The following is a 26,951-nucleotide window of genomic DNA, read 5'->3' as shown; positions in this document are numbered from 1 at the left end:
GCCGGCAACAACTATAAAAATATTGCCCATTGTTGCCCTGCTTATGCCAAAATAGCATACGCAGGGCAGCTTAAAAACTGAATAACCATTATCCATTCTTAATAGACAAAACAGATCAACCCCTCGATGAAAAAGACCTTATTACTGGGATCATTAGCCGCGCTGAGCTTCACACAAGTCAGTGCCCAAAACGCACTGGACCTTATTACCGGCCGCCACAAGACCGAACGCCGGAATGCATCGATCACTTCCCGGCTGATACAAGCCCAATCGGCAGCCAGCCCAAGCCAGAAGCCGACCGCAACCAAACAAAGGGTAATTGCACAGGCCGTCAATGCTAATATCAATGATGGAGAAGTAGACTCTACCCGTTATAACTATTCCGGCACCAACGGCTCTCATTACAGCTATAATAAAGAGGATTTAAATTATAGCCAGTATTTTACAAGCGAATATGCGCCTATGTTCCAGGCGCCCGGCATTCCCGGCAGCATGGATGTGCTGGCCGACAGCATTACCCTGTACGACAATTCGGGGATAACGAGCCAGGACAGGGCCTATTACCGGGCGGATAAAAAGATAGACTCCGTGATACACCGGGCTCCGGGCGGCGCCCCAAGCGGCAAGATCGTCAATGTGTACAATCCCCAGGGATACCTTACCGCCACCTATCAGATGATGCAAAGCGGCCCCAGTTGGGATACTTTTTCGCTGAAGCGTTACAGCTACAACAGCACCTTTACCCAGATGGCCACGGATAGTTCCTGGTTTGGCTTTATGAGCCTGGACCTGAGAGAAAAGAACGTATATCATTACAGCGCGGCAGGCAAGCTGGACTCCTTCATTAACTGGGACCTCCAGGGTACCGACCCGGTGAGGCAACAAGGGTATTTTATCACCTACAACGGCGCAGGTAAGATCTCAACGATCAAGAACTACGATTTTGCTCCGGCCACCGGAATAGCTTCCCTTTACAGCATCGATAGCTTCGGTTATACTACCGGTGTAGCGGATTTTACTTTATATCAGAGCACCCGGTACGAAGAAGATACCCTAAACAATGGCGATCGCCAGGTTATTTTCCGTAATGCAGCGGGCCTGGTGGACTCTGTAAAAGCGTACAGTGTAGAAGGGGCCTCAGCGCCCTGGAATTTTGACGCCCAGCTCCGGATCGACTACAACAGCTTCAGCAACCCCGAGGCGCTTGTGATCACCGCACCTGCAGTACCCGGCTTTCCCAACGGCATAGTTGGCTACCGGTTTTACTACGAAACCTATGAGGATCAACCTATCTCTGTACGGCCTCTGACAGCCAACAAGGATTTCACAGTATATCCCAATCCTTTCAGCAATACCATCAGCATAGACTGGAAGGGACAACAGCAAAGCAACACTACTGTTCGCCTGGTCAATATAATAGGTCAGGAGGTGTTCCAGGCCAGGCTGAGCCTGAAACCCGGCCAGAACAAGCTGGATATCCCGGCAGTGGCCAAAGGCAACTATGTACTGCTCCTCCAGGATGCCGCCGGCAAGTCGTGGAGCACGAAAATGGTAAAACGTTAATCCATTTGCATATCGGACCACCAAAAGAAGAAGAGAGCGCCCCGACAACGGGGCGTTTTTCTTTTTCCGAAAAACGACTTCCTGTCACCTGCCACCAGGACCTGAGGCCAGGTGGCGACAACGCACGGCCTCTCAGCTCTCAAAAATTTTATTTACTTTTGCGGGCCGTACAGACAGCGTATTGTCTTATTGTCTATCCACAATTTTTACCGCACACGCAATGCCATTAGATACCTCCATTAAATCCGTGCTGATCATCGGCTCCGGGCCTATCGTTATCGGCCAGGCTTGTGAGTTTGATTATTCCGGCTCCCAGGCTGCCCGCAGCCTCAGGGAAGAAGGCATCAGGGTGATCCTGATCAACTCCAACCCGGCGACCATTATGACCGACCCGCTCGTGGCAGACCGGGTATACCTGCTGCCGCTTACCGCCGAAAGCATAGAGCAGATCATGGAAGAGAACGAGATCGATGCCATACTGCCGACCATGGGCGGCCAGACGGCGCTCAACCTCGCCAAGGAGGTGGAAGAGCTTGGTCTTTGGGAGAAATACAATGTGCGCCTGATCGGTGTCGACATTAAAGCGATCGACAAGGCCGAGGACCGCGATCTGTTTCGCAACTGGATGCTGGAAATGAACATTCCGGTAGCGCCGGCCCGCGTGGCCAACTCGATGCTGGAAGGCAAGGAGTATGCGCAGGAGATCGGCATCCCGCTGGTAATACGTCCTTCCTTTACCCTGGGCGGCACAGGCGGCGGCTTCGTTAAAGCAAAAGAAGAGCTGGAAGCTGCACTGGAAGCAGGCCTTAAGGCCTCGCCTATTCATGAAGTACTGGTAGAGAAAGCAGTGCTGGGATGGAAAGAATTTGAGCTGGAGCTCCTGCGCGACACCAACGACAATGTGGTGATCATTTGTACGGTCGAAAATCTCGACCCCATGGGCATCCATACCGGCGACAGCATTACCGTGGCGCCCGCGATGACCCTGAGCGATACGGCGTTCCAGCTGATGCGCAATACGGCCATAGACATGATGCGTAACCTCGGCAACTTCGCGGGCGGCTGCAATGTACAGTTTGCGCTGAATCCCGAAACAGAGGAAATCATCGCCATCGAGATCAACCCCAGGGTAAGCCGTTCTTCGGCCCTGGCCTCCAAAGCGACGGGCTACCCCATTGCCAAGGTTGCTGCCAAACTTGCCGTCGGCTATACGCTCGACGAATTAAAAAACCAGATCACACAGACTACCTCGGCCTATTTTGAGCCGGCGCTCGACTACGTGATCGTGAAAATGCCACGTTGGAACTTCGACAAGTTCAAAGGCGCCGATGATACCCTGGGCCTCCAGATGAAGTCGGTGGGTGAAGTGATGGCCATCGGCCGCACCTTCCCCGAGGCCCTGCAAAAGGCCTGCCAAAGTCTGGAAAACAATGCAACCGGGCTCAGCTCAATCAGCCGCAGCCAAATGCGCCCTGAAGAGCTGATGGATTACCTGAAGCGCCCCACCTGGGATAGGATATTCCGTATTAAAGAAGCACTGCAGGCCGGCATTTCGATAAAGACCATACGGGAGCTGACCCAGATCGATCGTTGGTTCCTCTACCAGATACAAGACCTGGTTACCCTCGAGCAAAGAATACAAGCCTTCCAACACCTGGATAAGTTACCCCTGGAATTACTGCGGGAAGCCAAGCAAATGGGCTTCAGCGACGAGCAAATCGCAGGCCTGGTTAAAGATTGTACTGCCGAAGAGGTGTATGAGAAGCGGAAAGCCGCCGGCATTATCCGCGTCTTCAAAATGGTGGACACCTGTAGTGCTGAGTTTGAAGCGAAAACACCCTACTTCTACAGCACTTTCGAAACAGCGGCTCAAAATAGCTGATACATAGCGACACAACCCTTTTGAGATAGCTCCCGTGCCCGAATGGTACGGGAGTTTTTGCAATGCCTTTAGTACGATTGCAAACCACAATGAAAGCAGCTTTACAGAAAGCAAAAAAATCTGTTCCGGCAATCAGGGTTTTGCTGCGGCGCACGTGTCATACCGTTACCAATAAACAATAAAACAGTTCTGCACATGAATGCCGTCAAGCTCAACCAGTTGCTATCGCAGGTGGCCCTAACTTTTATTGCCATAGTCGCTTTGTTTATCTTCAGCCACGCAGGCGTCAATAAGGAATGGTTTGCCAAGGTCGTCAGCTATTGGGACGACTACCAGGAGCAGCGTCAAAGCAATAAAACGATTGAAGAGATCAGGGAAGAACGTTTGGGCCCTTCCTATAAGATCAGCAAAATGGTCAGGGAAACCTTTGAAGCCAGGCACATCAAAAACCCGGTAATCCTGCTCGAACCCAATACCTATGTGGAAAAGACAATGGGAGGTATCAAAATGCCCGAGCCCATCATCTTCTATTATTTTACGGGCATAAAAGCATTGTGGACCAATAGCACCAACGTAAACGAGGCTACTCACATTCTTCGCCTGAAAAACGGCCAGATGCAGATAGACACTATTTCTTCTCCCGGTGCGCTTAAGCAAATCCTCAATTTTTACAAACCGTATCCACAATCGCTATGAATCATCTGATTATTTTGATCGGACTAGCTACGTTGCATTTCCTGACAGGTTACGGTATATTGAACCTGTTTACGATCAAATTAAAATTGCTTCCCCGTATCGCCCTGGCAATCATTACCGGCATCCTGGTGGCCTCCATGGTCCCGTTCCTGCTACAGCTGTTTTATATCCCCATTACTATCAGTACCGTTTTCGGCACGCTGGGGATGCTTACTTGCCTCCTAAACATCAAAACGGCCATCGGCCTGAGAAAGGTAAGGCCCCGCCTGACCTTTAGACCCAGGTTGAAACTATATGAGCTTCCTGCAATCCTGCTTATCGGGTTTATGCTGTTTGTGGGCGCCTGGCGTTGCTTTTATTACCCGCAGTATACCCGCGATGGCAACTCGGGTCCCGAGCCTATCGCAGCCTATGCGATCAGGGAGCATACCCTTATTAATTCTGTGTTCAGCACTAATCTTGAATCGACCAACAATCAATACAAATCACCTTTCCTGACCGACCTCCAGATCATTTACCAGTATGCCGGGTTCCCGTTCGGCTCCATGTGGCTGCCTCTGTTGGTCCTCTGCTTCTATATTTTCCTGTATCATGCCTTATCAGAAAAGCTGCATCCATTGATCTCAGGCCTGCTCCTGGTATTTTTTATCTTCACGCCCGAGGCCTATGCTTACACTTTTTTATGTCTTTTTGACTATACCAACATGGCGCTGCTATTCCTGGGCTTTTATTTCCTGTTCCGGTTCTTCAGGACAAGACAGTTAAATGAGTTTTATTTTTCTGCATTGCTCATGTCCTTTTCGGTCTACGTTCGTTCCGAAACCCTCTTGCTGATCGCTATGGCAACGCCGATGATGCTCTATTCTGCGTACCGGTCAAAAGAAAAAGCGGGTAAGGTGCTCCTGCATATTGCTGCGTTTATGCTCATTTGCACGATAGCTTACTTTTTACCTGTTCAGCTATATAACAACTATTACCTGCCAAAGGGGCTGGCAGTAGACAGCATGCTGAACAAGAATATCACGAACCTGTCGCCCTTTTTCAACCGCCTCTCGGATATGACCAGCATCCTGATGTTCGGACCACAAGGGAAAATTCTCTGGGGCTATTTCCTGCTGATCTTTATGATCTTCCTGGTTGCTGAGCTCATATTCAAACGCAACCTGGACAAGGAGGCCCGGAACTGGCTGATCGCCATATTGATCATTTATACCGGCCTCGCTCTCCTCGGCTTTCTTTTCCCGCTCATTACCCTCCAGGATACTACCAAACGGGGGCTTTTCAAGCTATTGCCCCTGATGTTGCTTTTTGTGGCCAATACCCGGCTTCTGGCAAAGCTCTCAGAAAGGATCAGGAAATGGGAAGGTATTGTTTAAGCTTTTAACACTTATCATCTCAATACAAAAGCGCTGCATAAGGTCTATGCAGCGCTTTTGAGCTTATCTCTTTAAAGTTCCAGGGGATCAGGCCGCAACCGTGTTCCAGCTTTCTACCAGGGCTTTCAATATCTCACGGCCATCGGTATTGTTCAGCGTTTCGCTGCAAGCCCTCTCGGGATGCGGCATCATACCATATACATTCCGTCCCTCGTTGCAGATACCGGCAATATCGTTGATCGCACCATTGGGATTGAACTGGCTGTCTACTACGCCGTTTTCGTCGCAATACTGGAATACGACCTGGTTGTTCTGCTCCAGCCTGGCCAGGGTGGCCTCGTCGGCAAAATAGCGGCCTTCGCCATGCGCCACCGGTATCTTCAGCGCTTTGTCCGCTACGGCTTTACCTATGAGATTCTGTTCGCTGGTCTTGCGGATATGTACGTTGCGACAAATAAATTTCCGGCTATCATTCTGCAGCAGCACGCCAGGTAGCAAACCCGCTTCGCAAAGGATCTGGAAACCATTGCATACGCCCAGCACTTTTCCACCGCGGTTGGCAAAGTCGATTACTTGTTCCATCATAGGGCTAAACCGGGCCAAGGCACCGCAACGCAGGTAATCACCATAGGAAAATCCTCCCGGCAACACAATGCAGTCATCGGTTGAGAACATGCTCAGGTCTTTATCTTTATGCCAAAGCATGATCACTTCCTGCTGCAGATCGTCCTGTAAGGCATGCTGCATGTCTCTGTCACAATTGGATCCCGGGAAAACGACAATTCCGAATTTCATAATATCTATATTGTATGTATGCGATTATAATTGATGTTCAGACTAATTTTATGCGATGCTGTGCTTGCGGGCTTCTTCTCCCGCTCCGGGGCCGGTACGCGCTCCGGTATTCCGGGAAACCATTGTGCAAAAATAACAACTGCCACAAACAAATAAAAGAAAATAGTCGTTACCCACTTTTTTCGCTCTTCAAACCAGACATTGGCAATAATGAACGAAGCAGGCACCAGCATTGCCATCCATTGGTGATAACCTTTTGCAACGGTAAAGGCCCCGGCGAGCAGGCTAACGAGAAAAGCGGCCACTACGACCCACCACCATTTTTTATTCTGGAACAGCATGCGGCTCATAAAATAGTTCAGGTACCAGATACCGGCCAGCAGCATCAGCAATAACAGACCTGCGGCCGTTCCCACTATTTCGGGGTGCTGCAGCCGGCCCGGCAGCTTAAAGCCGATAACGATCATCTGGCGCAGTAGCGCCAGATGATCGGTAAGGTAGAGAATGCCCGTAAGGAAATAAAAAGGCGTGATAATGCCCAGCAGGCCGACCATCCATTCCGATGCCTTGAAGGGCCGCAATACCCCGAGCGCTACCAGCAGCAGCAATACAAAGAGGATATTGGGGCATACCAGCATAGCCGTGAGCGAGATAAAGCAGCCGATATTGAAGATCTGCTTTCTTACATCCGTAGGGGAATACAGTTGCAGCATAGCCGACAGCATGGCCAGCACCAGCCAGTTACTGACCAACTCGGCCGACAAGTAGTTCCAATCCTTGAATAAGGAAGTAACCAGGATATAGCTAAGCGCAGGTAAATAGGTAGCCCGTGGGTAAAGGTGATGCCGGTTGGCGATACGGTTGAGGAAAATGGCCTGTCCAAACAGGTTTACCAGGGCAAAAAAGGTGATCAGAAAAGCAGAGTTGCCCAGGAAGGCTTGCAGGAAACCCGCCAGTTTCAACCATACTACCTGGCTGTGTCCTGCGGCAAATGCCATTTCAGGATGGATCAGGATAGCCAGTTTCAGGAAAATGGCCACAAGGAACAGTACAATTACCGAATAGGGATTATAACTCCTGAATAGATTGAGCACCTTGGATCAGATCAAATGTTTTTTGCCGGCTGAATATAAAGCCGCGAAGTTCGTGAAAAGATTTGGTTATACCGAGCCAGCCTCCCCGATTAAACAAAATTTAGACGATAGCTACTATATCGTGTTCAGGCTTCCGTTTCGTACCTTTGCCCCCCTTTTAAGGTCCGAAATATTATTTTATGATCATTACTCCCAGCGAGATCAGCACCAAGCAACTGCATGCTTACCTGCTTGGCAGCGTGGCGCCACGTCCTATATGCTTTGCCAGCACCATCGACCAGGAAGGCCATGCCAACCTATCGCCGTTCAGCTTTTTCAATGTATTCGGCAGTAAGCCACCCATTGCCATTTTTTCTCCCGCACGCAGGGTAAGAGACAATACGATCAAGCACACCCTCGAAAATATCTATGAAACGAAGGAGGTGGTGATTAATGTGGTGACCTATGATATGGTGCAGCAGATGAACCTGGCCAGCTGCGAGTATCCCAAAGGTGTGAACGAATTCGTCAAATCGGGTTTTACGCCCGTGGCCTCCGAGCTGGTAAAACCTTTTCGCGTGAAAGAATCGCCGGTGAGCATGGAGTGTAAGCTATTACAGGTGATCGAGACGGGGACCGAAGGCGGCGCCGCCAACCTGATCATTTGCGAGATCGTTAAGATACACATTGATGAACGTATACTTGGCGACGACCAGCAGATCGATCCGCACAAGATCGACCTTGTGGCCCGCATGGGAAAAGATTTTTACTGCCGGGCTTCGGGTGATGCCGTGTTTGAAGTGCCCAAACCCAACCTGGAGCTGGGTATTGGTATGGACGCCCTGCCCGAAACCATCCGTAGCAGCGATATTCTTTCGGGCAACGACCTGGGTCTTCTGGCCAATAGCACAGAGATCCCGGTAGTTTCCGGCTTGCAGGACGACGACAGGCTGATCCGGATCATCCAGGATTACAGCCAGGACATACAATTGCTGCGAAAAGCGCAGCACCAGTATGCGAAAGAGTTGCTGGGGCGCCACGAGGTGGATCGGGCCTGGCATGTGCTTCTTGCCGAACTGTAATAAATAACACCACATAAAAGGTCCGGTCGTATTTCCGACCGGATCTTTTTGTTCCTGTTCCGCGACCGGCACATCACATTTATCTTCTAAAGTGTTATTTTTAACCTGTGTTTGTGTTCCCCAAGCCTGTGTTTCGTTGATACCACACCCCGCTCCCCGGCTCCTTTTCTATCTGCTATGGCTGCTTTGCGGACAGCTGCTGGCTTTGCCGCTGGATGCTCAACCTTATAAGATCACTCATTTTGACCGCAGCAACGGCTTTCCATCCAGTTATGTACATGAGGTATTCCAGGACAGTCGTGGTTACATCTGGATGGCTACGGGCAACGGGCTTGTCTGCTACAATGGCTATTCCTTCCGATCGTTTACGACTAAGGATGGCCTGCCGGATAACGAAGTATTTGGCTTATACGAGGATATTTACCATCGCTTGTGGATGAAACCCTTTGCCAAAGAAATATGCTATATGTGGAAAGGCCGGATCTACAATCGCCACAACGATGAGATGCTCAAAAAGGTAAAGCTTCACAATATCGCCCAATACGTAGTATCAGACCGCTGGGGGAATGTTTTCGCCTCGGAAAGCAACGCCATTACCTGTATCAGCCCCACCGGTGAGGTAAAACGTATTACGCAGCTTGATGGGCAAAGCCTTTACTACCTGGTTCCCCGACTGGACACCGCCGGCAGGCTGCTTGCGTTGAGCAAGAACAAGCTGTATCGTTACCAACGCGATCACTTCGAGCTGGTGCTCGTTTTGCCGGAGTCCAATCTCCCCGACTACATAGAAGGTCCTATGCGCACTTTCATTACCGAGTCGCTTAGCTGGACACCGCCCGCGCTATTTCTGTCACGGTACAACTGCAACAGCCGTACCGGGCTATATTTTTCAGATGTAGAACGGGCAAGAACACATTATTTCGGCAGACTTTCGGATACAAGTGTCATATTGGCTACGAGCGATGGCATCCATATTAAAAACCTGTTTACCGGTAAACTACAGGAAACGTTGCTGGATGGTTACGACGTGGCTTGCGCTATGCATGACAAGGAGGGAAATTTATGGGCGGGCACCCTGGGCCAGGGCGTGTTCCGTATCTCCCGGTCGCCTATCTCGTCTATCCCGCTCAGCAAAGCGTCGCAGCCGATAAGATTTCTGCAGGCCGGCCCAAAAGAGCTGATCCTTAGTTCCGACGACGGAATGTTGGCGCTGGTGCGGCACACCGGAGCCCGCCCCGCATTGCTGTGGGAGCGTCCCATAGATCCTGCTCACGCCCACGAGCTATGCACTTATGCCGGCCGCAACAGCGAGGGACGCTGGGTGATCAACCAGGGTGGTTATTTCAGACTGTATACATCGTCATTAAAACCCTTACCGCATTACGCCGCGTTGCATGTTTACAGCAAAACCGTCATGGAAGAAGGGAAGGACCAGCTGCTGGTAGGCACACCTGTCGAGCTGAACCGGGTCGATACCCGCAGGCTCCAATGCACTGATACCTTGCTGCAAGACCGGATCACTGCTGTCACAAAGCTTGGGAAAATCATCTACGCCGGCACGCTGAACGGCCTGTTTATGTCGGACGGAAACCAACAAATGACACCCTGCACCTTACCGGAGCTCACAGGGCATATCGCCGCGCTTTATGCCGACAGCCTGCTATGGGTAGCCAACAACAACGCTACGCTTATCATCCTGGATCACGATAAGGCGCTTGCCCGGATCACCTCCGACAACGGGCTGGTGTGCAATCATATTTTCGTGATCAAATCCTCTAAGAACCTGGTCTGGATCGGTACCGACGAGGGTTTATATGCCCTGACCAAAAGCCCGCCTTTCAGGATCGTGCGGCACCTTTCGGAACGACATGGACTGAACAGCAACGAAATCCACCACCTGGAAGTAACCGGTGGTACCATATGGGCCGCCAGCAGCAAGGGACTGAATTATTTCAAAGAGCAGGATGTGATTCCCGTGAAACAGCAAGCCTCATTCCTGGTGACCACCGTACAGAACGAGGATGTCGTGATCCCCCTGCAACAGCAACCCCTGACGCTTAATAAAAAGACGCTCCGCATAGACTTCGACGTTATCGACCATAGTGGGATCAGTAAGCCTGGTTTCGCTTACCGGCTCAACGAGGGCAAATGGACCGAACTGGATAATAGTTCGTTGTATTTCCCTACCCTGCCCTATGGCGATTTTGTGGTATTCCTTCGTGCCACATCTCCCGAATGGGAGGCACCCAAGATCATACAAATAGCCTTCTATCGTCCGCCCCCCCTCTACCTGCGCTGGTGGTTCGTACTTTTACTCACACTATCGGGCGCTGCAGTGCTGGCCTACCTCGCCAGGCGTTACCTGCAATGGGAAAGCAGGAAAGAAAAGGAACGGTTGCTGGTGCAGCAGAACCTGCTGCAACTGGAACAGCTCGCATTGCAGGGACAAATGAATGCGCACTTTATTTTCAATTGTATTACAGCGATACGGCAGCACTACAATAAAGGCGACCTGGCCAGGGCCAACCGTTTTGTCGATGCCTTCTCTGCGCTCATCCGCACCGCCTTCGAAATGGTGAACCAAACCTTCACTTCCCTGGACAAAGAGTTACGATACCTGGGTCAGTACCTCAGGGTAGAGCAGGAACGCTTCAATCATAGTTTCAGCTTCACCATAAAAACAGAGCTGGCGATACGGGCCTCGCAAGTACCCGTGCCCACCATGCTGCTACAGCCACTTGTAGAAAATGCCATCAAACACGGCGTCAGAAGTCTGCCAGACGGTTTAGGCGCCATACAGATAGGCATTAAGCAGCAGGAGGGATGGATCAGCATTACCATTGAGGACAATGGCCCCGGCCGAAAACGCAACCAGCATATAGATGAGACCGGCCGGCCCATTATTTCGATCACCAGCACCACCGTCAATCAGAAACGTATTGATATTCTAAACCAGCTTTTCGACGGTCTCATCAGCATGCAGACCACCGACATCCCAGACCCGGAAGGCCATATAGCAGGCACCCGGGTTACCTTAACTTACCCCCTTAACATCTATGAACTTACCGTATAACAGCTTTACCGCTATCATTGTGGAAGATGAGATACCAAGCCAGGAATACCTGACAGACCTGCTTGCGACACATTTCCCTGTCATCAAAGTACTTTCGGTCGCAGCATCCGTAAGACAGGCGATCGCCGACATCGACCGGCATAAGCCGGACATTGCCTTCCTCGACATTGCGATCAAAGAGGGCAACAGCTTTGAAGTGCTGGAACAGATCGTGCACAAGCCCGGGCATATTATTTTCACCACAGCCTACGATCAATATGCCATTGATGCTTTCCGCCATCATGCCATGGATTACCTGCTAAAGCCACTGGAAGCCGACAGGGTGATCGAGACTGTACATCGCTGTATAGGCGTATTGAAAAGCCGGCAACAGCAGCAGGGAATTGACCAGCTGCTGCAACATTTCAGACAGCCGGCGCGGCTACCGCGCATACCGGTAAGCACTATGTACGGTATGGAATTTGTCGAGGTAGCAGATATCCTTTATGTGGAGGCCGAAGGCAATTATTCCAAACTGAAGCTAAAAGGCGGCAAAAGCTTCCTGCTTTCCAAAAAAATAGGGGAATTGGAGGAACAGCTAGGAGGACCTGAATTTATCCGCATTCACCATTCTTACCTGGTCAACATTCGTTATATCCGTAAATACTTCAAGGGACGTGGTGGCTATATCACCCTGGACGACGACTCGTCTATTCCGGTAGCCCGGTCTAAAAAAGAGGATTTTTTAAAACGCTTTGACGAAAAAATATAATCTCAAATCCATTTTTCCTCCACAGGCTCTGGCAAACGATAATCTGCCGGGGCCTTTTTAATACAGTAAAACGCCAAATGGTACAAAGGAATGGCGCCACGCGCATGCCCGGGCTTATTTTAGCAGCAGTAAGTGCCTGATTCATTAACCAATAAAACATGTTAACATGAAAAAACAAAAGATCAGACTGGACAAAAAGATCGTCCTTAAGAAATCAATCGTTGCAAACCTGAATAACAACGACCAAAACGGGATCGCAGGCGGAAGTAATGGCTGTCCTTTTGAGGCTACCGGTGTCGCCAGTTGTTCCCCAAACTGCTATTCGCCCGACCCGGCCCAGACGAACAACGGCGGTACTTTATGCGGCGGCTCTATGAACATGACTGTAGACCAGATGGGTTGCATGACCTATGCTGTAAAACCGTTTATATGCCTGTAACCGGATAGCATAGCGCCTCCAAATTGAGAACCAAAGGGTTGTTCTGTTATAGAGCAACCCTTTCTTCGTTTGTTTATCCAAGGCATCCGGAAAATTTTATAGCTGCTCCCAAAGTACCGTACCCGTATGTCAAAGGGTCGCCGGTCGCGACGAGTAGGAGAACCATACCTTGCAGCTGTTGTTGACAGAAGTGTAGTTATAACTTACGAATTAATAAAGGACCGACCAAAAATCGTGGCCGGTCCTTCGTATTGCAGCCGCCTGGGCACTATGCCCGACCGCCACACAAGCTTTTACCATCAACGCTTGCACACCTGGAGCCGTCCCCCGTTCCAACAGTAGGCATATCACAGCCCTTTCCCCTGGTGCATATTGCTAAACTAGTAGCAACAATTGTGGGACACACTACCATAGAACCAACCACGACAATAGTAAGAGACTCATTTTCTCCACCAGTGACCTGCTGTGCATTCAAATTTGTGATCAGGTTTTTCTTGAGTAATAGTCCTCCGACATTTTTTTTCTTCATTAATAAAGGATTAAATAGTGTTTGTGCGCACAATATAAAAAAATTTGTTAGGCTAGTCCTTATTGTTTTAGTTCATAATTTCTCCATAAAAATATAATTAAAAATAATATTGCATTTTTAAAGAAAAAAGGTCCAATTTTGCAATTGAAAATAAAAATAACACTACATTATTATTTATTTTAATTTGTTTGAATTCTTTAATCTTTAACCCCATTTTATGTCCTCATTCCGTTTTGAGTCGATCGAGAATGTTGATGCGCACAGCAAGATGCAGATCAACAGCTACAATGGCAAAAAAGTGACTGCCATTTTTGGTTCCAATGTCTTTACCGGTGCAGCGCTGCGACAATATCTTACCGATGAAGCCTACAAAAGTCTGACCAAATCGATCCAGGGCGGCACCAAGATCGAGCGTAAAATGGCCGAGCAGATTGCCGCAGGTTTGAAAACCTGGGCCGAGGAACGCGGCGCTACCCACTTCTCACACTGGTTCCAGCCACTTACCGGCACCACAGCAGAAAAGCACGATTCCTTTTTTACCCTGAAAGCAGACGGTACGGCGATCGAAACCTTCGACGGCGACGCGCTCATTCAGCAGGAACCAGATGCCTCCAGCTTCCCCAACGGCGGCATCCGCGCTACCTTTGAGGCCCGTGGCTATACCGCCTGGGATCCGGCTTCTCCGGCTTTCATTATCGAAACGGCACAAGGAAAGACCCTCTGCATACCCACTATTTTCATCGCCTACAATGGCGAGTCCCTGGATTACAAAGCGCCATTGCTCAAATCCATAGAAGTGCTGGATAAGGCTTCTGTTGATGTGTGCCATTATTTCGACAAAAATGTATCCAAAGTAACCGCTACCCTTGGCTGGGAACAGGAATATTTCGTGATCGACGAGTCGATCGCCAATGCCCGTCCCGATCTCCTGATGTGTGGCAGAACGCTTATCGGCCACACACCGGCTAAAGGACAGCAGCTCGAGGATCATTACTTCGGCTCTATTCCCGAGCGTGTGTTTGCCTTCATGCAGGATTACGAACAGGAGGCATATAAGCTGGGCATTCCGCTCCGCACCCGCCACAACGAGGTTGCTCCGGCACAGTTTGAATGCGCGCCTATATTTGAAGAGGTGAACATCGCGGTGGACCACAATACCCTGCTGATGGACGTGATGAACAAAGTGGCCAAACGCCATAAGCTGAAAGTGCTGTTCCACGAAAAGCCCTTCGCCGGCGTGAACGGCAGCGGTAAGCACAACAACTGGAGCCTGGCTACCGACACCGGCATCAACCTGCTGGGACCCGGTAAAACGCCACGTACCAATCTGTTGTTCCTCACCTTCTTTGTCAACGCGATCAAGGCTGTACACGACCATGCCGACCTGCTGCGCGCTGCTATCGCCTCGGCCAGCAACGATCATCGTCTGGGCGCCAACGAAGCGCCGCCCGCGATCATGTCGGTATTCATCGGCACTTACCTCACCAGTGTGCTGGACGAAATCGAAGAAAGAGTGAATGGCAAGTTCAGCGAACAGGACGAAGTGATCCTGAAGCTGGATATCCACAAGCACATTCCCGAGCTGATGATGGACAATACCGACCGTAACCGTACCAGTCCCTTCGCCTTTACCGGCAACAAGTTTGAGTTCCGCGCGGTAGGTTCTTCGGCCAATTGCGCCTCTTCTATGTCGACCCTGAACACCATCATGGCTTCCACGCTGAAGAAATTCAAAATCGAGGTAGACGCCAAGATCGAAAAAGGAGAGAAAAAAGAGATAGCGATCCTGCAGGTATTGCGTGATTACATTAAAGCGTCCCGGAATATCCTGTTTGAAGGTGATAACTATAGCGAAGCCTGGGCCAAAGAGGCGGAAAAACGCGGACTGAGCAATTTCAAAACGACACCCGAAGCGCTCGAAGTACTGGTAAAGGAAGATACGCTGAAGCTATTTACCGGCATGGGTATCTATAGCGAGCGCGAGCTGCATGCCCGTTATGAGATCGTAATGGAAGAATATGTAAAAAAAGTGCAGATCGAGGCCCGTATCCTGGGTTATCTCTGTACCAACCATGTATTGCCGGCTGCGATCCAGTACCAGAATGTCTTGATCGAGAATGTACGCGGCCTGAAAGAAGTGGGCCTGAAGCCAGCCTCCTATAAGGCTCAGATGAACCTGCTGGAAGTGGTATCGAATCATATCCAGGAGATCAACGATAACGTGGAGGCTATGATCGGAGAACGCAAAAAAGCCAACAAGATCGAGCATGCCCGCGACCGCGCGTTTGCTTATTGCAACAATGTCAAGACGCTGTTCGAAAAGATCCGCTACCACGCTGATAAACTCGAGCTCATCATTGACGATAAACTTTGGCCCATGCCGAAATACAGGGAACTGCTGTTTTTACGCTAACACACTGTTGCTTCCGTTGAGGACAAACCAGCCCTCAACGTGATTACTTCAAGCATCTCCTCACGAATAGTATAGTAAACCAGAAGGCAGCTGCATGAGCAGCTGCCTTCTTTCATTTGCATTGTTTTAGCAAGTCGGTCCCGTAGTAATGCAGTACAGGCCGGTACAGGGTCCGGTCTGGGTAGCGGGACATTGCACCTCGTACGAGAGGCGGAAGACCTCGATCGTCGTGCAGCGTTGCCAGTCAACTGTTGTCGTCGGCTTGGGGGCTTCCACCAGGTCTCCACCGGCCAGCAGTTGCTGACTGGCGGCATCCAGACTGCCAATAGTGCTTTTGTTCAGGAAGAGCTTGCGGCCCAGTGCCATGGGTTTCTTTTTCATGTGTTTGGTGTTTTAATTGTTTACAATGCCACCAAAATAATCAAAAAAGAACGATGTGTTGCCAAGCTTATACGAAACGTTCGTTTTCTGCGACGGAACGCCGGAATTTTTCTATTATCCGCATTACCGTCTATTGTCGCGGCGGGCATCGCGTCGGCGCTTCAGCCGCTCTTCCCGCAGCATTTTCAGGGTACGCGTAGCGGTTCCGTTTTCGTCCGTATGCCCCTTGCCCGCAGCCATACGCTGCGCGCCATAAATACCGTTGTGCCCGCTGAAATAATAGGCCGTAAAGCAGGCGATCCCATAATACAGGACCGAGCCACCGCCAAACAGCTCCACCGCCATTAAGGTGCAGGCCAGCGGCGTATTGGTGGCTCCGGCAAATACGGCGACAAAGCCCAGGCCTGCCATAAGGTCGACAGGCGCGCCCGTCAATATGCCAAAAGTGTTGCCCAGCGCGGCCCCGATAAAGAACAAGGGTGTCACTTCCCCGCCCTTAAAGCCTGTACCGAGCGTAATGGCCGTGAACAGTAGTTTCCAGAACCAACTCAAAGCAGCTGCGCCGCCGGGATGGAAGCAGCTTTGTATGGTCACGGCCCCGGGATCGGGGTTAGTTACGCCCAGGCCCAGGTAATCTGTACCCAGGAATAAGGTCAGCAGGATAACGGCGGCACCTCCACCCAGGGGAATAAGCCAGGGAACCGGCGCCAGCCGCTGGCTAAGCTCCTTTACCCTGTGTGTCGCTTCCGCAAAAAAGGCGCCCACCAACCCGAAGCAGGCGCCCGCCAGAATGACCTTCAGCAGTAACGGCAGATCGAAAGGAAGAAAGGAAAAGCTATCCGGAAAATGCTCCCGGAATGAAAGCGCGTAAGCAGTATGATGAATGCCCCATATCTGGCAAACCTTGTCGGCCAGCACAGCAGCGATAAGGCAGGGCAGCAAAGCCTTATACTGCATACGGCCTATATAAACCACTTCCAGCGCAAACACGGCGCCAGCTAGCGGCGTTCCAAACACAGCGCCGAAGCCGGCAGCGATGCCCGTGTACAGGACGATGCGCATATCCCCCCGGCTTAACCGTAGCTGCTTGCCCACCCATCCCGATAGACTGCCACCAATTTGCACAGCTGTTCCTTCCCTTCCTGCAGAGCCGCCGAACAGGTGGGTAAGGATCGTTGTCAGCAATACCAGCGGCGCCATCCGGAGCGGTACGCCGCCCCCGGGCTCGTGGATTTCTTCCAGGATAAGGTTGTTGCCGCTTTCGGCATTTTTGCCGGCCAGGCGGTAGAGCCACCAGATCAGCACACCGGCAGCAGGCAGCAAGTAAAGCAGCCAGCCATGAGCATACCGCAACGAAGTAACATAGTCAAGCGCAGCTAAAAAGAGCGCAACTACCGATCCTGTAAAGCCTGCAACGGGCAATGCGATCAGGCTCCAGCGCAGCAAATGCAATACGATCTTGTAATGGGAATAAAAAGGATGATCTTGTCTCATATACCTGCAACAATTTTTAGGGACCATAGTCCCGGTCAATTCCTATTGCAGGCGTCATCATCCCTCAGCGGGCGGTTCAGTAGGTGGAGCACCATCACCTTGATACCACAAAGGTAGGATGGTCTGCCGCATTTACAAAATATACATTCCGGCATACCGGCATTTTCGATTAGGGCTCCTAAATGCATTATCTTTGCGCCTCATCAGTACCGTTACCATTTTGACAAAGATTGAGCTTACGGCCTTTGAGCAGCAACTGTTTGAAAAAATAGCGCATGCGGCGCATCGCATCGGCGTACCGGCCTATGCTATCGGTGGTTTTGTGCGGGACAAGATACTTGGCCGGCCCAGCAAAGATATCGATGTCGTCTGCGTGGGCGACGGCATTGCCCTGGCGCATGAGGTCGCAACCTCGTTCAAGCCCAAACCCAAGGTCAGTTTTTTTAAAACTTACGGTACGGCGCAGCTCAAACTGCCCGGCGTGGAGCTGGAATTTGTGGGCGCGCGGCAGGAATCATACGAAAGAGGTTCCCGCAACCCCAAAGTAAGCACCGGCACGCTGGAGGACGATCAGAACCGGCGCGATTTCACCATCAATGCCATGGCGATCAGCCTTAATGAAACGGATTTCGGCCAGTTGATCGATCCCTTCGAAGGTCTCAGAGATATCGAAGACAAGATCATTCGCACGCCTCTCGCGCCTGACCAAACTTTCAGCGACGATCCGTTACGCATGATGCGGGCCATCCGGTTTGCCACACAGCTGCAGTTTCATATCGAGACCCATTGCTTTGACAGCATACGGCAGCAAGCCGAACGGATCGATATCATTTCCAAAGAACGTATCGCCGACGAGCTGAATAAGATCATGATGAGCGCAAAGCCTTCCACAGGCCTCGACCTGCTGTACCGCAGCGGTCTGCTCGCCCGCATTTTACCGCAGCTTACCGCGCTGGCCGGCACCGAATATGTAGACAATAAAGGTCACAAAGACAATTTTTACCATACCCTGCAAGTGGTCGACAATATTGCCCGGCACACCGATAACCTGTGGCTGCGCTGGGCAGCCTTGTTACACGACATAGGGAAGGCACCGACCAAAAAGTTTGAACCCGGCCACGGGTGGACCTTCCATGGCCACGAGGTGGTAAGCGGCCGGCTGGTACCCAAAATATTCAACAACCTGCGCCTGCCGCTCAACGACAGGATGCAATATGTCAAAAAGCTGATCGAGCTCCACCACAGGCCCGTATCGCTGACAAAAGAGAATATTACTGATTCTGCCATCCGCCGCCTGCTCTTCGATGCGGGCGACGATATCGACGACCTGATGACCTTGTGCGAAGCCGATATTACCTCCAAGAACAAGGAAAAAGTAGTGCGCTACCTGGAAAACTTCGAGCTGGTGCGCGTACGCCTTAAAGAGGTTGAAGAGAAAGATAAGATCAGGAACTGGCAGCCGCCCGTATCGGGCGAGGAGATCATGGCTACCTTCGGTCTTTCGCCTTCCCGCGAAGTGGGCACCATCAAGACGGCCATACGCGAAGCCATACTCGACGGCATTATCCCTAACGAGCATGAAGCCGCACAGCATTTCATGCTGGCGTTTGCGGCCACGCTCAACATTTCTCCGGTTGCCTGAATATCAGGAGAAATTACAGGAAAGCAGGTATGCCCTGCGCTCTCCTTAGTAGGTACATTGCAGGCAGGATAGTATTTTAATGTCTCCCTGCTGTCATCGACCGATGAAACCACCAACTATTGTCACCACAGGACGCGCCCTGCCTTACCTGATAACCGGGTTAATGCTCCTTTACGCCTGCCTGACCGCAAACGCCCAGCCTCCTGCTAAAACAGTCCGGGCATTGGAACACTACGACCGCTATCATGCGCCGGAATCGTTGTACCTCCACCTGGACAAAACCACTTATCTACCGGAAGAGTCGATCTGGTTTACGGCATATTCCCTGGAGCCGGCCGATAGCAACCGGAATACCCTTTTTGTGCTGCTGCAGCATATCGCAACAGACAGCATACTGACTTCTGCAAGATTTGTACTAGAACAAGGGATCGCCAAAGGGCATCTTTACCTGCCGTCCCGCCTGCCGGAGGGCGCCTACCGCCTGATCAGCTATACCAACAACCAGCTTTCCTACCCCGACAAAATACTTTCGGAACGGTGGATCCGCGTCTTGAAGACAAAAGGGCGGGAATGGCAGCTCAAAGAGCGGGACGGTATGCCGGCAACACGCGGCAACAGGCATTTTCAGCTGATCCAGCCGGACCTGAGCACGGCAGCCGGCAAAACATTGCACTACCGCCTGATGCAAGGCAACCGGCTGCGCCAGCAAGGCACCCGCAAAACAACGGCAACGGGCGACCTGATACTTGAATTGCCGGATAGCTTGCTGGAAGAGCCGTTACAGCTAGAAGCTATCCTGAAGACAGGCAAGGAGACCTCTTATCTGAGCACAACAGTAAACCTGCCTATCCCGCTCATCACATGTTATCCCGAGAGCGGCAACCTGCTCGAAGGGCATGATTGTAAGGTGGCCTTCGAGATCGGAGGCAATATTTCTCCGGCGACACCGCAACATGGTGAAGTAAGAGAAAACGGGAAACCGGTTGCCCGCCTGCATTTCATTACCGGTAACAGCGGCAGCTTTCACCTGGCACCTAAATACGGGGCAACCTATACGATCCATACCGATGCGGGCCTGGACTACAAGGTTCAGTTCCCTCCGGTCGGCAAAGAGGGCTATGCACTCCATACCGGCAACAGCACAGCAGGGGATAGCCTCGAGCTGAAGATATATGCGGCCGGTACCGCTAATGATCTTTATGTGGTGCTGCACAACTTCAAGGATATTCTTTACAGCACCGGCATCCGCTTTTCCGGAAGGGAAGGCCGTATGACTATTCCGTTGCAGCACATGGCGCCGGGCCTGGTTGCAGCTACATTGACCGACCTCCAGGGCAACCCGCTCGCGGAGCGCTGTATTTACATACCGCCGGAACAACAGGACCTGGCAATCATAGGCACCGACAGTACGGTATACCAATCCCGCTCGGCAATAAAAATAAAAGTCAGACTAACCGATAACCTGGGATTACCGGCTAAAGGCTACTTTTCTCTTGGCGTCGTCAGCAGCCCGCTTTACGACAGCCTGCTGGCGCCATCGCTACCGGACTATTACTACGCCGGCCGGCATTTTCCTTCGGCCGTATTATCATCCCTCGCAAATTTGGATAACGAACGGCGCGACCTTGCGTTGCTGACTTGTTTCCGGAGCCATTCCTGGTGGCAGGATAATCCGGCAGCCCACACAGCACCCGCCGGCATGGCACAGGGCATCAGCGGTAAAGTCCTTTATGAAATGAGGCCGCCAAAGGTACCGCTGGATTACCTTATCGCCGCCGATACGCAGGTGCGCTTGCGTCGCACCGATTCATCGGGCCATTTTTTCCTGGGCTATGCTGACCTTACCGGCCCTTATGGGTCATTCTTGTACCTTTCGCCTATACAACGAAAAAAATATAGCTATATCCATGGCTTCCGGCTCAGTACAGATGCCGATGCCCTGGAACAGTTTAACCACAATATGGCCGCCCGGGCGCACACTTTCCCGCCTTTACGTGATATGCAGACCAGCCCATTGACCGACCAGGGCTATCGCCTTTACCTGGACAAGATGATCCAATTGCAGGAAGTAGAGATCACCGGCCGGCGGCACTCAGATCCTATTGATGCGCTGAAAGAACAATACAGGATGGTAGGCGACAATATTTTTATTGGCGACTGCGGCAGGGATTATATCTGTATGTTCCATTTCGATGAGAGCCGGGAAGGGCTGAACATTCCCTGGATCAATTGTGCGCACGGAACAGGGCTCCGGCCGGTAGACGGCGAGTATTACTTCTATCCCGGCCCTCCGCTGCCCTACCGAAAAGCAGGCCTGGTCAAATATATCGGCTGCCCCGACACCACCAGGGGCAAGTTCCTGGCGCTGCTCCGGGCTACCTGGCAAGACAGGGCCTTCTACAGCGCAACACCTGAAATGCAGGCTGTGCCTGGTTATATTCCGGTCACTACTTTGCTCTGGGAGCATCTTGTAATGACCGACGACCGGGGCGAAGCCGAGATCCGTTGCTTTGCCAACGATATTTCCGGCCGGTTCCTTATCCACCTGCAGGGCTTTACCAGTCACGGGCCGGTATCGGGCCAACAATATTTTTATGTAAACAATGCCCGATAAATCGCTTACTCACCGGGAGCATGGCTATTTTTTCAGTAACATAAAAAGGAAATCTTATTTTTGCATCCCTGAAAAAATAGAATTTAATTCCAAAAACAATGCGAACAAAGATCAAAGCAATTCTGCACAACGAACAAACGGATTATGAGGTAACCATTAAAGGCTGGGTGCGGTCGTTCCGCAACAACCAGTTCATCGCGCTTAACGATGGCTCTACCCTGAATAATCTGCAGGTCGTAATTGACTTTGAGCATATGGACGAAAGCCTGCTGAAACGCATCACTACCGGCGCATCGCTTGAGATAACGGGTACGGTGATCGCCTCGCAAGGCAAGGGCCAGCGTGTGGAAGTAAAAGCGGCAGCGGTAACCGTATTGGGCGAATGCAGCGGCGAGGAATATCCTTTGCAACTGAAGAACCGCCCCTCGCTGGAGTACCTCCGGGAGATCGCACACCTGCGTTTCCGCACCAATACCTTCGGCGCGGTATTCAGGGTAAGGCATACCCTGGCTTATGCCATCCATAAATTCTACAACGAAAAAGGCTTTGTATACCTGCATACGCCCATTATTACCGCCTCCGACGCCGAAGGCGCCGGCGAAATGTTCCGGGTAAGCACCCTGTCGCCCGAAAATCCGCCGAGGAATGAGGATGGCGGTATCGACTATAAGGAAGATTTCTTCGGAAGGGCTACCAATCTTACCGTAAGCGGGCAATTGGAAGCCGAGCTGGGTGCTATGGCGCTGGGCGAGGTCTATACCTTCGGCCCTACCTTCCGTGCGGAGAATTCGAATACGGCAAGACATTTGGCAGAGTTCTGGATGGTGGAACCTGAAGTAGCCTTCAACGATCTCAACGACAACATGGACCTGGCTGAGGAATTCATCCAGTACATTATCGGTTATGCGCTGGAGCACAACCGGGAAGATCTCGAATTCCTGTCGCAGCGCCTGACTGAAGAGGAGAAAGCCAAACCCCAGGCCGAGCGCAGCGAAATGGGCCTTATCGAGAAATTGGAGTTTGTGCTGAACAATAAATTTGAGCGGATCACCTATACCGAGGCGATCGATATCCTGCTGCAATCCAAACCGTACAAGAAAAAACAATTTCAGTACGACATACAGTGGGGCACCGATCTGCAGAGCGAGCATGAGCGCTACCTGGTGGAAAAACATTTCAAGAAGCCGGTAATCGTCACCAATTATCCTAAAGACATCAAGTCTTTCTACATGCGCCTCAACGACGACGGAAAAACCGTAGCTGCTATGGACATCCTGGCGCCGGGCATCGGTGAGATCGTCGGTGGCTCACAAAGGGAAGAAAGACTCGATAAGCTGCAGCAGCGCATGGAGGAGATGCATATCCCCAAAGAAGAAATGTACTGGTACCTCGATAGCCGCCGTTTTGGCACCGCGCCGCATGCCGGCTTCGGACTGGGTTTTGAGCGAATGGTGCTTTTCGTTACGGGCATGACCAATATAAGAGATGTGATCCCTTTCCCCCGCACGCCGAAGAACGCCGATTTCTAAAGCGATGTACGACTTTACTTATTGCTACCGGGAAAATCTTGCAGAAGGTTTTCCCGGTATGTTTTATAGCAAGTGCACGGCCTACATCAATTTGAATCCTTTGCCTTGCAGCACGGAGATATTGATTTCGAGCAGCACGCCGTGCCGTCCATAACCGGGAAACAATGTTTTATCACGAAGGAGGAAATTGTGCAGATAGTATAGCCGCAACAAGCCTGTGGCCAGGGAGAAACCCGCTTTGGGCGTGAGCATGATGGCCGATTGCCTGAAATCGGTGAGCAGACCTGCATCCAGCCCTACATTGAAGCAAAGCAGTTCTTCATGATCGATGGGGAACAGCGAGGCCTGGAGGTCCAGTTTAGGCATCACCATCGTATGCCGCCCGATATAAGTCATCACGCTGATGTTGGCATCATAGTAGTGCGACTTCGACTTATCGGGAATGTAGCTGTAGCCGATCAAGCCTATGTCGACCAGAAAATTCCGGGACATACCCAGCCCCAACTTAGGCAACAGCTGGAAGCCGGCGCTCGAAGCCGGCTTGACATTTGTAGTATCAGGAACCACGGTTTTCGCGCTATCCCGCTGCTCCTGTGCCGGAGCCGGGATACCGGAAAGTAAACCTAAGGCAAGTAACGTTCCGAACAAAAGGCGCATAAACAGCATTATAATACCGATGACAAACAAGAAGCCGAAAAGTTGCCCCGCCTTAAAGCCACACCGATAAAATATATTTGCTCTTCAAAATACTCCTATATGCCCCTGCTCAACTATAATGGCGTGATCTGCTCCGACGAGGAGCTCCTGATCACCGTCCGGAACCGCGCCTTGCGGTATGGAGAAGGCCTCATCGAAACCATGCTCTGGCAGGATGGCAACATAAGGCGCTTGCAGCTGCATGAAAAAAGAGCCGCGGATAGCCTGGCGCTGCTTGGCTTTCCTGCCATCGAACCGGAGGTATGGCATAAGGCATTGCACCGGACGCTGCTCGCTCATCAGGACGTTAAGACGGGCATTCTCAGGACCCAATTTTTCCGGGACGACTCTTTACAAACATTACAATATATGATCGAGCTACTGCCTTTACCAACTGCTCACGGCGCATGGCCCGAAAGAGGGCTGTACACCGGCATTTGCAGAACGGCCGTCAAGGCCTCCGATCAGATATCACATTTAAAAACGACATCGCGGCTCTGCTATATTGTTGCCGGCAGGGAAGCGGCACAACAGGGATGGGACGATGCGTTCCTCTTGAATCCCGCAGGCCGTATCGCCGAGAGTACGATCTCAAATATATGGATCATTAAAGACGGCGCTGCGATCACACCTCCTTTGAGCGAAGGTTGCATTGCCGGGGTATTCCGCACCGCCTTGCTGAAAAACGAAAGCATTGGCGGCATAACCTTAAGGCAAGGTATGCTCACGGAACAGGACTTACAGGAGGCAGATGAAATATTCCTGACCAATACCATACGGGGCATACAACCGGTAAGCCGGTTTAACGGCCGGGAATATTCCAGCACGCTCACCCGTAATCTTTTTGAACAATCTGACGCTGCCCTATGAAAACAGCTGTATTCTGGTTCCGGCGCGACCTGCGCCTGGACGATAACGCCGGCCTTTATCACGCTTTAAAGGGCGACCTTTCCGTACTCCCCATATTTATCTTCGACACTGCGATCTTAGATGAGCTGGAAGAAAAAGCAGACAAGAGGGTCGTATTTATTCATGAGCAGATCCTGGCACTGGACAGACAGTTGCAAAAATGGGGGTCGGCAATGCAGGTATTTCACGGCACGCCTGTAGAAGCATTCCAGGAGCTGATCAAAGCTCACGATATTGCTGCGGTATACACCAACAGGGACTATGAGCCCTATGCTACCCAGCGGGACAGCACCATCGCCGGCCTTTTAAAAAAAGAGGGTATTTCTTTTCATACATTTAAAGACCAGGTCATTTTTGACCGCTCTGAGGTGGTCAAGGACGATGGTACGTCTTATACCGTCTTTACGCCCTATAGTAAGAAATGGCTGGCGCGGCTGGAAGACGATCACCTGAAACCCTATCCCATTCAAAAGTACAAGCATAACTTTTTCCCTTCAAAGAAGACCGTGATACCGTCGTTGAAGCAACTGGGATTCGTTGCCGGCAAAGAGCCGTTCCCATCCTCCACACCCGACGAAGCACTGATCAGGCATTATGATAAAACCCGCGACATTCCTACTATTGAAGGCACCACCAGGTTGGGCATCCACCTGCGTTTCGGCACCATCAGCATCAGGGTACTGGCCAGTCATGCAAGACAATGGAACGATACGTTTCTTAAAGAACTGATCTGGCGCGAGTTTTTCATGATGATCCTGTGGCATTTTCCACGAGTGGTCAATACTGCCTTCCGCGAAGAGTACGACCGCATTGTATGGCGCAATAAGGAGACGGAGTTCGAGCGCTGGTGTAGGGGGCAAACCGGGTATCCTATCGTCGATGCCGGAATGCGCCAGCTCAATGCTACAGGTTTTATGCATAACCGCGTACGTATGGTCGCCGCCAGCTTTCTTACCAAGCATCTGCTTATCGACTGGCGTTGGGGGGAGGCTTATTTTGCCCAAAAGCTACTCGATTACGACCTCGCCGCCAACAATGGCAACTGGCAATGGTCGGCCGGCTGCGGCTGCGACGCTGCGCCTTATTTTCGTATCTTCAACCCGCAAAGGCAAACCGAAAAGTTCGATCCTGACGGCAAGTACCTGGCGCAATGGGTTCCCGAATGGGGCAGCGATGCTTACCCGGAACCCATGGTAGACCATGCTACCGCCCGGGACCGTTGCCTTGCAGCTTACAAAAAGGCTTTGCAGCGATAAACCTATACCCGTTTATATTTATGAAAGACCTGATCCTGCTTCATGGCGCGCTGGGCCACACACAGCAGTTTGACCCTTATCTAAGCGTATTGCAGCAACATTTCCACGTGCATACCTTCCTTTTTGCCGGCCACGGCGGTAGTGCTATACCCGGACGAGACCTGTGCATGACCGATTATATTGATCAGTTGGAGCAATTTTGCAAGGAAAAACAATTGCAAACCTTTGACGTATTTGGTTACAGCATGGGCGGCTATGTGGCGCTTGGCTACGCCCTGCGTCATCCGGGACAAATTACTTCCCTGCTTACCCTGGCTACAAAGTTGCAATGGACCGTTGAAGGCGCCACCCGGGAAAGTCAGATGCTACAGCCGGACAAGATCGCGGAGAAAGTACCGAAGTATGCGGCGCAGCTCGCCGCGTGGCATGGTGAGGAGGAATGGAAAGTATTGCTACCTGCTATTGCTGGTATGATGAATGATCTTGGTGCGCACCCTTTGCTGGGCAGCCATAATTATCCGGATATACAAACCAGGGTACAACTGATGGTGGGTGATAAAGATGCGATGGTAAGCCGTGAAGAAACGATGGAAGCCACCGGATTGATCCCAGGCGCCCGCCTCGCCATACTGCCCGATACCAAACATCCATTGGAACAGGTACGCCCCGGCTTGCTCCTAGCCCTGATGAAAGATTTCTGGAACCTGTAGCTGAAGAAAGTGTCATAAAAGCATCAAGCCTGTTTACATTAGCGAGGC

The 26,951-nt window shown here is 51.3% G+C and carries 21 protein-coding genes and 1 riboswitch; of the genes, 15 read left to right on the top strand and 6 right to left on the bottom strand.

Annotated elements, in window-relative coordinates:
• Positions 1-126: 126 nt before the first annotated feature.
• The 4 genes from DZK30_RS01305 (at position 127) to DZK30_RS01290 (ending at position 5,517) form a co-directional block, all read left to right on the top strand.
• On the top strand, positions 127-1,563 hold the full coding sequence (locus DZK30_RS01305; RefSeq protein ID WP_118972278.1) for a T9SS type A sorting domain-containing protein: 1,437 nt from the start codon (positions 127-129) through the stop codon (positions 1,561-1,563).
• A gap of 220 nt (positions 1,564-1,783) precedes the next feature.
• On the top strand, positions 1,784-3,445 hold the full coding sequence (gene carB, locus DZK30_RS01300) for a carbamoyl-phosphate synthase large subunit (protein WP_118972277.1): 1,662 nt from the start codon (positions 1,784-1,786) through the stop codon (positions 3,443-3,445).
• A 195-nt stretch (positions 3,446-3,640) separates the two neighbouring features.
• Positions 3,641-4,141, top strand: a complete 501-nt coding sequence (locus DZK30_RS01295) for a hypothetical protein (protein ID WP_118972276.1) — start codon at positions 3,641-3,643, stop codon at positions 4,139-4,141.
• A complete protein-coding gene (locus DZK30_RS01290; protein WP_118972275.1) occupies positions 4,138-5,517 on the top strand; it encodes a hypothetical protein in 1,380 nt (459 codons plus the stop codon). Before DZK30_RS01295 ends, DZK30_RS01290 begins: the two co-directional genes overlap by 4 nt.
• An 87-nt stretch (positions 5,518-5,604) precedes the next feature.
• Here DZK30_RS01290 and purQ read toward each other — a convergent pair whose 3' ends face one another.
• Together purQ and DZK30_RS01280 are read right to left on the bottom strand one after the other, a co-directional pair.
• Positions 5,605-6,312, bottom strand: a complete 708-nt coding sequence (purQ, locus tag DZK30_RS01285; protein WP_118972274.1) for a phosphoribosylformylglycinamidine synthase subunit PurQ — start codon at positions 6,310-6,312, stop codon at positions 5,605-5,607.
• 5 nt (positions 6,313-6,317) lie between these two features.
• A complete protein-coding gene (locus tag DZK30_RS01280) occupies positions 6,318-7,406 on the bottom strand; it encodes a DUF6427 family protein (RefSeq protein ID WP_118972273.1) in 1,089 nt (362 codons plus the stop codon).
• 179 nt (positions 7,407-7,585) lie between these two features.
• Here DZK30_RS01280 and DZK30_RS01275 point away from each other — a divergent pair, with 179 nt between their 5' ends.
• The 4 genes from DZK30_RS01275 (at position 7,586) to DZK30_RS01260 (ending at position 12,730) form a co-directional block, all read left to right on the top strand.
• A complete protein-coding gene (locus tag DZK30_RS01275; RefSeq protein ID WP_118972272.1) occupies positions 7,586-8,467 on the top strand; it encodes a flavin reductase family protein in 882 nt (293 codons plus the stop codon).
• Positions 8,468-8,603: 136 nt separating this feature from the next.
• Positions 8,604-11,540, top strand: coding sequence for a sensor histidine kinase (locus tag DZK30_RS01270; protein ID WP_118972271.1), 2,937 nt, complete (start codon positions 8,604-8,606; stop codon positions 11,538-11,540).
• Entirely contained in the window at positions 11,524-12,291 is a 768-nt protein-coding gene (locus DZK30_RS01265; RefSeq protein WP_118972270.1) for a LytR/AlgR family response regulator transcription factor, read from the top strand. Before DZK30_RS01270 ends, DZK30_RS01265 begins: the two co-directional genes overlap by 17 nt.
• 166 nt (positions 12,292-12,457) lie before the next feature.
• The gene (locus tag DZK30_RS01260; protein ID WP_118972269.1) at positions 12,458-12,730 is read left to right on the top strand and encodes a class I lanthipeptide; all 273 of its coding nucleotides are present in this window, start codon (positions 12,458-12,460) and stop codon (positions 12,728-12,730) included.
• A gap of 268 nt (positions 12,731-12,998) precedes the next feature.
• Here the strand turns inward: DZK30_RS01260 and DZK30_RS01255 are convergent, their stop codons facing one another.
• The gene (locus DZK30_RS01255) at positions 12,999-13,259 is read right to left on the bottom strand and encodes a hypothetical protein (RefSeq protein ID WP_118972268.1); all 261 of its coding nucleotides are present in this window, start codon (positions 13,257-13,259) and stop codon (positions 12,999-13,001) included.
• Between the two features lie 217 nt (positions 13,260-13,476).
• On the opposite strand from DZK30_RS01255, the gene DZK30_RS01250 reads away from it, so the two are divergent.
• Positions 13,477-15,672, top strand: a complete 2,196-nt coding sequence (locus DZK30_RS01250; RefSeq protein ID WP_118972267.1) for a glutamine synthetase III family protein — start codon at positions 13,477-13,479, stop codon at positions 15,670-15,672.
• Positions 15,673-15,798: 126 nt separating this feature from the next.
• Here the strand turns inward: DZK30_RS01250 and DZK30_RS01245 are convergent, their stop codons facing one another.
• Together DZK30_RS01245 and DZK30_RS01240 are read right to left on the bottom strand one after the other, a co-directional pair.
• The gene (locus tag DZK30_RS01245; protein WP_118972266.1) at positions 15,799-16,053 is read right to left on the bottom strand and encodes a class I lanthipeptide; all 255 of its coding nucleotides are present in this window, start codon (positions 16,051-16,053) and stop codon (positions 15,799-15,801) included.
• A gap of 123 nt (positions 16,054-16,176) precedes the next feature.
• On the bottom strand, positions 16,177-17,547 hold the full coding sequence (locus tag DZK30_RS01240) for a voltage-gated chloride channel family protein (RefSeq protein WP_118972265.1): 1,371 nt from the start codon (positions 17,545-17,547) through the stop codon (positions 16,177-16,179).
• 41 nt (positions 17,548-17,588) lie between these two features.
• Positions 17,589-17,655, bottom strand: a riboswitch (Fluoride riboswitch).
• A gap of 85 nt (positions 17,656-17,740) precedes the next feature.
• Between DZK30_RS01240 and DZK30_RS01235 the strand changes: the two genes are divergently transcribed.
• From DZK30_RS01235 to asnS, 3 genes are all read left to right on the top strand, one after another.
• Entirely contained in the window at positions 17,741-19,189 is a 1,449-nt protein-coding gene (locus DZK30_RS01235) for a CCA tRNA nucleotidyltransferase (protein ID WP_240432833.1), read from the top strand.
• A 103-nt stretch (positions 19,190-19,292) separates the two neighbouring features.
• The gene (locus tag DZK30_RS01230; RefSeq protein ID WP_118972263.1) at positions 19,293-21,803 is read left to right on the top strand and encodes a hypothetical protein; all 2,511 of its coding nucleotides are present in this window, start codon (positions 19,293-19,295) and stop codon (positions 21,801-21,803) included.
• Between the two features lie 98 nt (positions 21,804-21,901).
• Positions 21,902-23,332, top strand: coding sequence for an asparagine--tRNA ligase (asnS, locus tag DZK30_RS01225; RefSeq protein WP_118972262.1), 1,431 nt, complete (start codon positions 21,902-21,904; stop codon positions 23,330-23,332).
• Positions 23,333-23,413: 81 nt separating this feature from the next.
• Here asnS and DZK30_RS01220 read toward each other — a convergent pair whose 3' ends face one another.
• Positions 23,414-23,989 carry a hypothetical protein gene (locus DZK30_RS01220; RefSeq protein ID WP_162902742.1) on the bottom strand — a complete coding sequence of 192 codons (576 nt, stop codon included), beginning with the start codon at positions 23,987-23,989 and terminating at the stop codon, positions 23,414-23,416.
• Between the two features lie 99 nt (positions 23,990-24,088).
• Here DZK30_RS01220 and DZK30_RS01215 point away from each other — a divergent pair, with 99 nt between their 5' ends.
• Genes DZK30_RS01215 through DZK30_RS01205 form a run of 3 tightly spaced genes read left to right on the top strand, consistent with a single transcriptional unit; the run spans position 24,089 to position 26,903 of the window.
• Positions 24,089-24,898, top strand: a complete 810-nt coding sequence (locus DZK30_RS01215; RefSeq protein ID WP_118972260.1) for an aminotransferase class IV — start codon at positions 24,089-24,091, stop codon at positions 24,896-24,898.
• The gene (locus DZK30_RS01210) at positions 24,895-26,193 is read left to right on the top strand and encodes a cryptochrome/photolyase family protein (protein WP_118972259.1); all 1,299 of its coding nucleotides are present in this window, start codon (positions 24,895-24,897) and stop codon (positions 26,191-26,193) included. The genes DZK30_RS01215 and DZK30_RS01210 overlap by 4 nt, the downstream gene beginning before the upstream one ends.
• 20 nt (positions 26,194-26,213) lie before the next feature.
• Positions 26,214-26,903: an alpha/beta fold hydrolase gene (locus DZK30_RS01205; protein ID WP_118972258.1), complete on the top strand. Its 690-nt coding sequence runs from the start codon at positions 26,214-26,216 to the stop codon at positions 26,901-26,903.
• Positions 26,904-26,951 lie beyond the last annotated feature (48 nt).

It is taken from the genome of Taibaiella koreensis, assembly GCF_003545715.1.
In the GTDB taxonomy this organism is placed as follows: domain Bacteria; phylum Bacteroidota; class Bacteroidia; order Chitinophagales; family Chitinophagaceae; genus Taibaiella; species Taibaiella koreensis.
The sequence above is the reverse complement of the archived record's forward strand: the minus strand, read 5'-3'. Positions and strand labels throughout refer to the sequence as shown.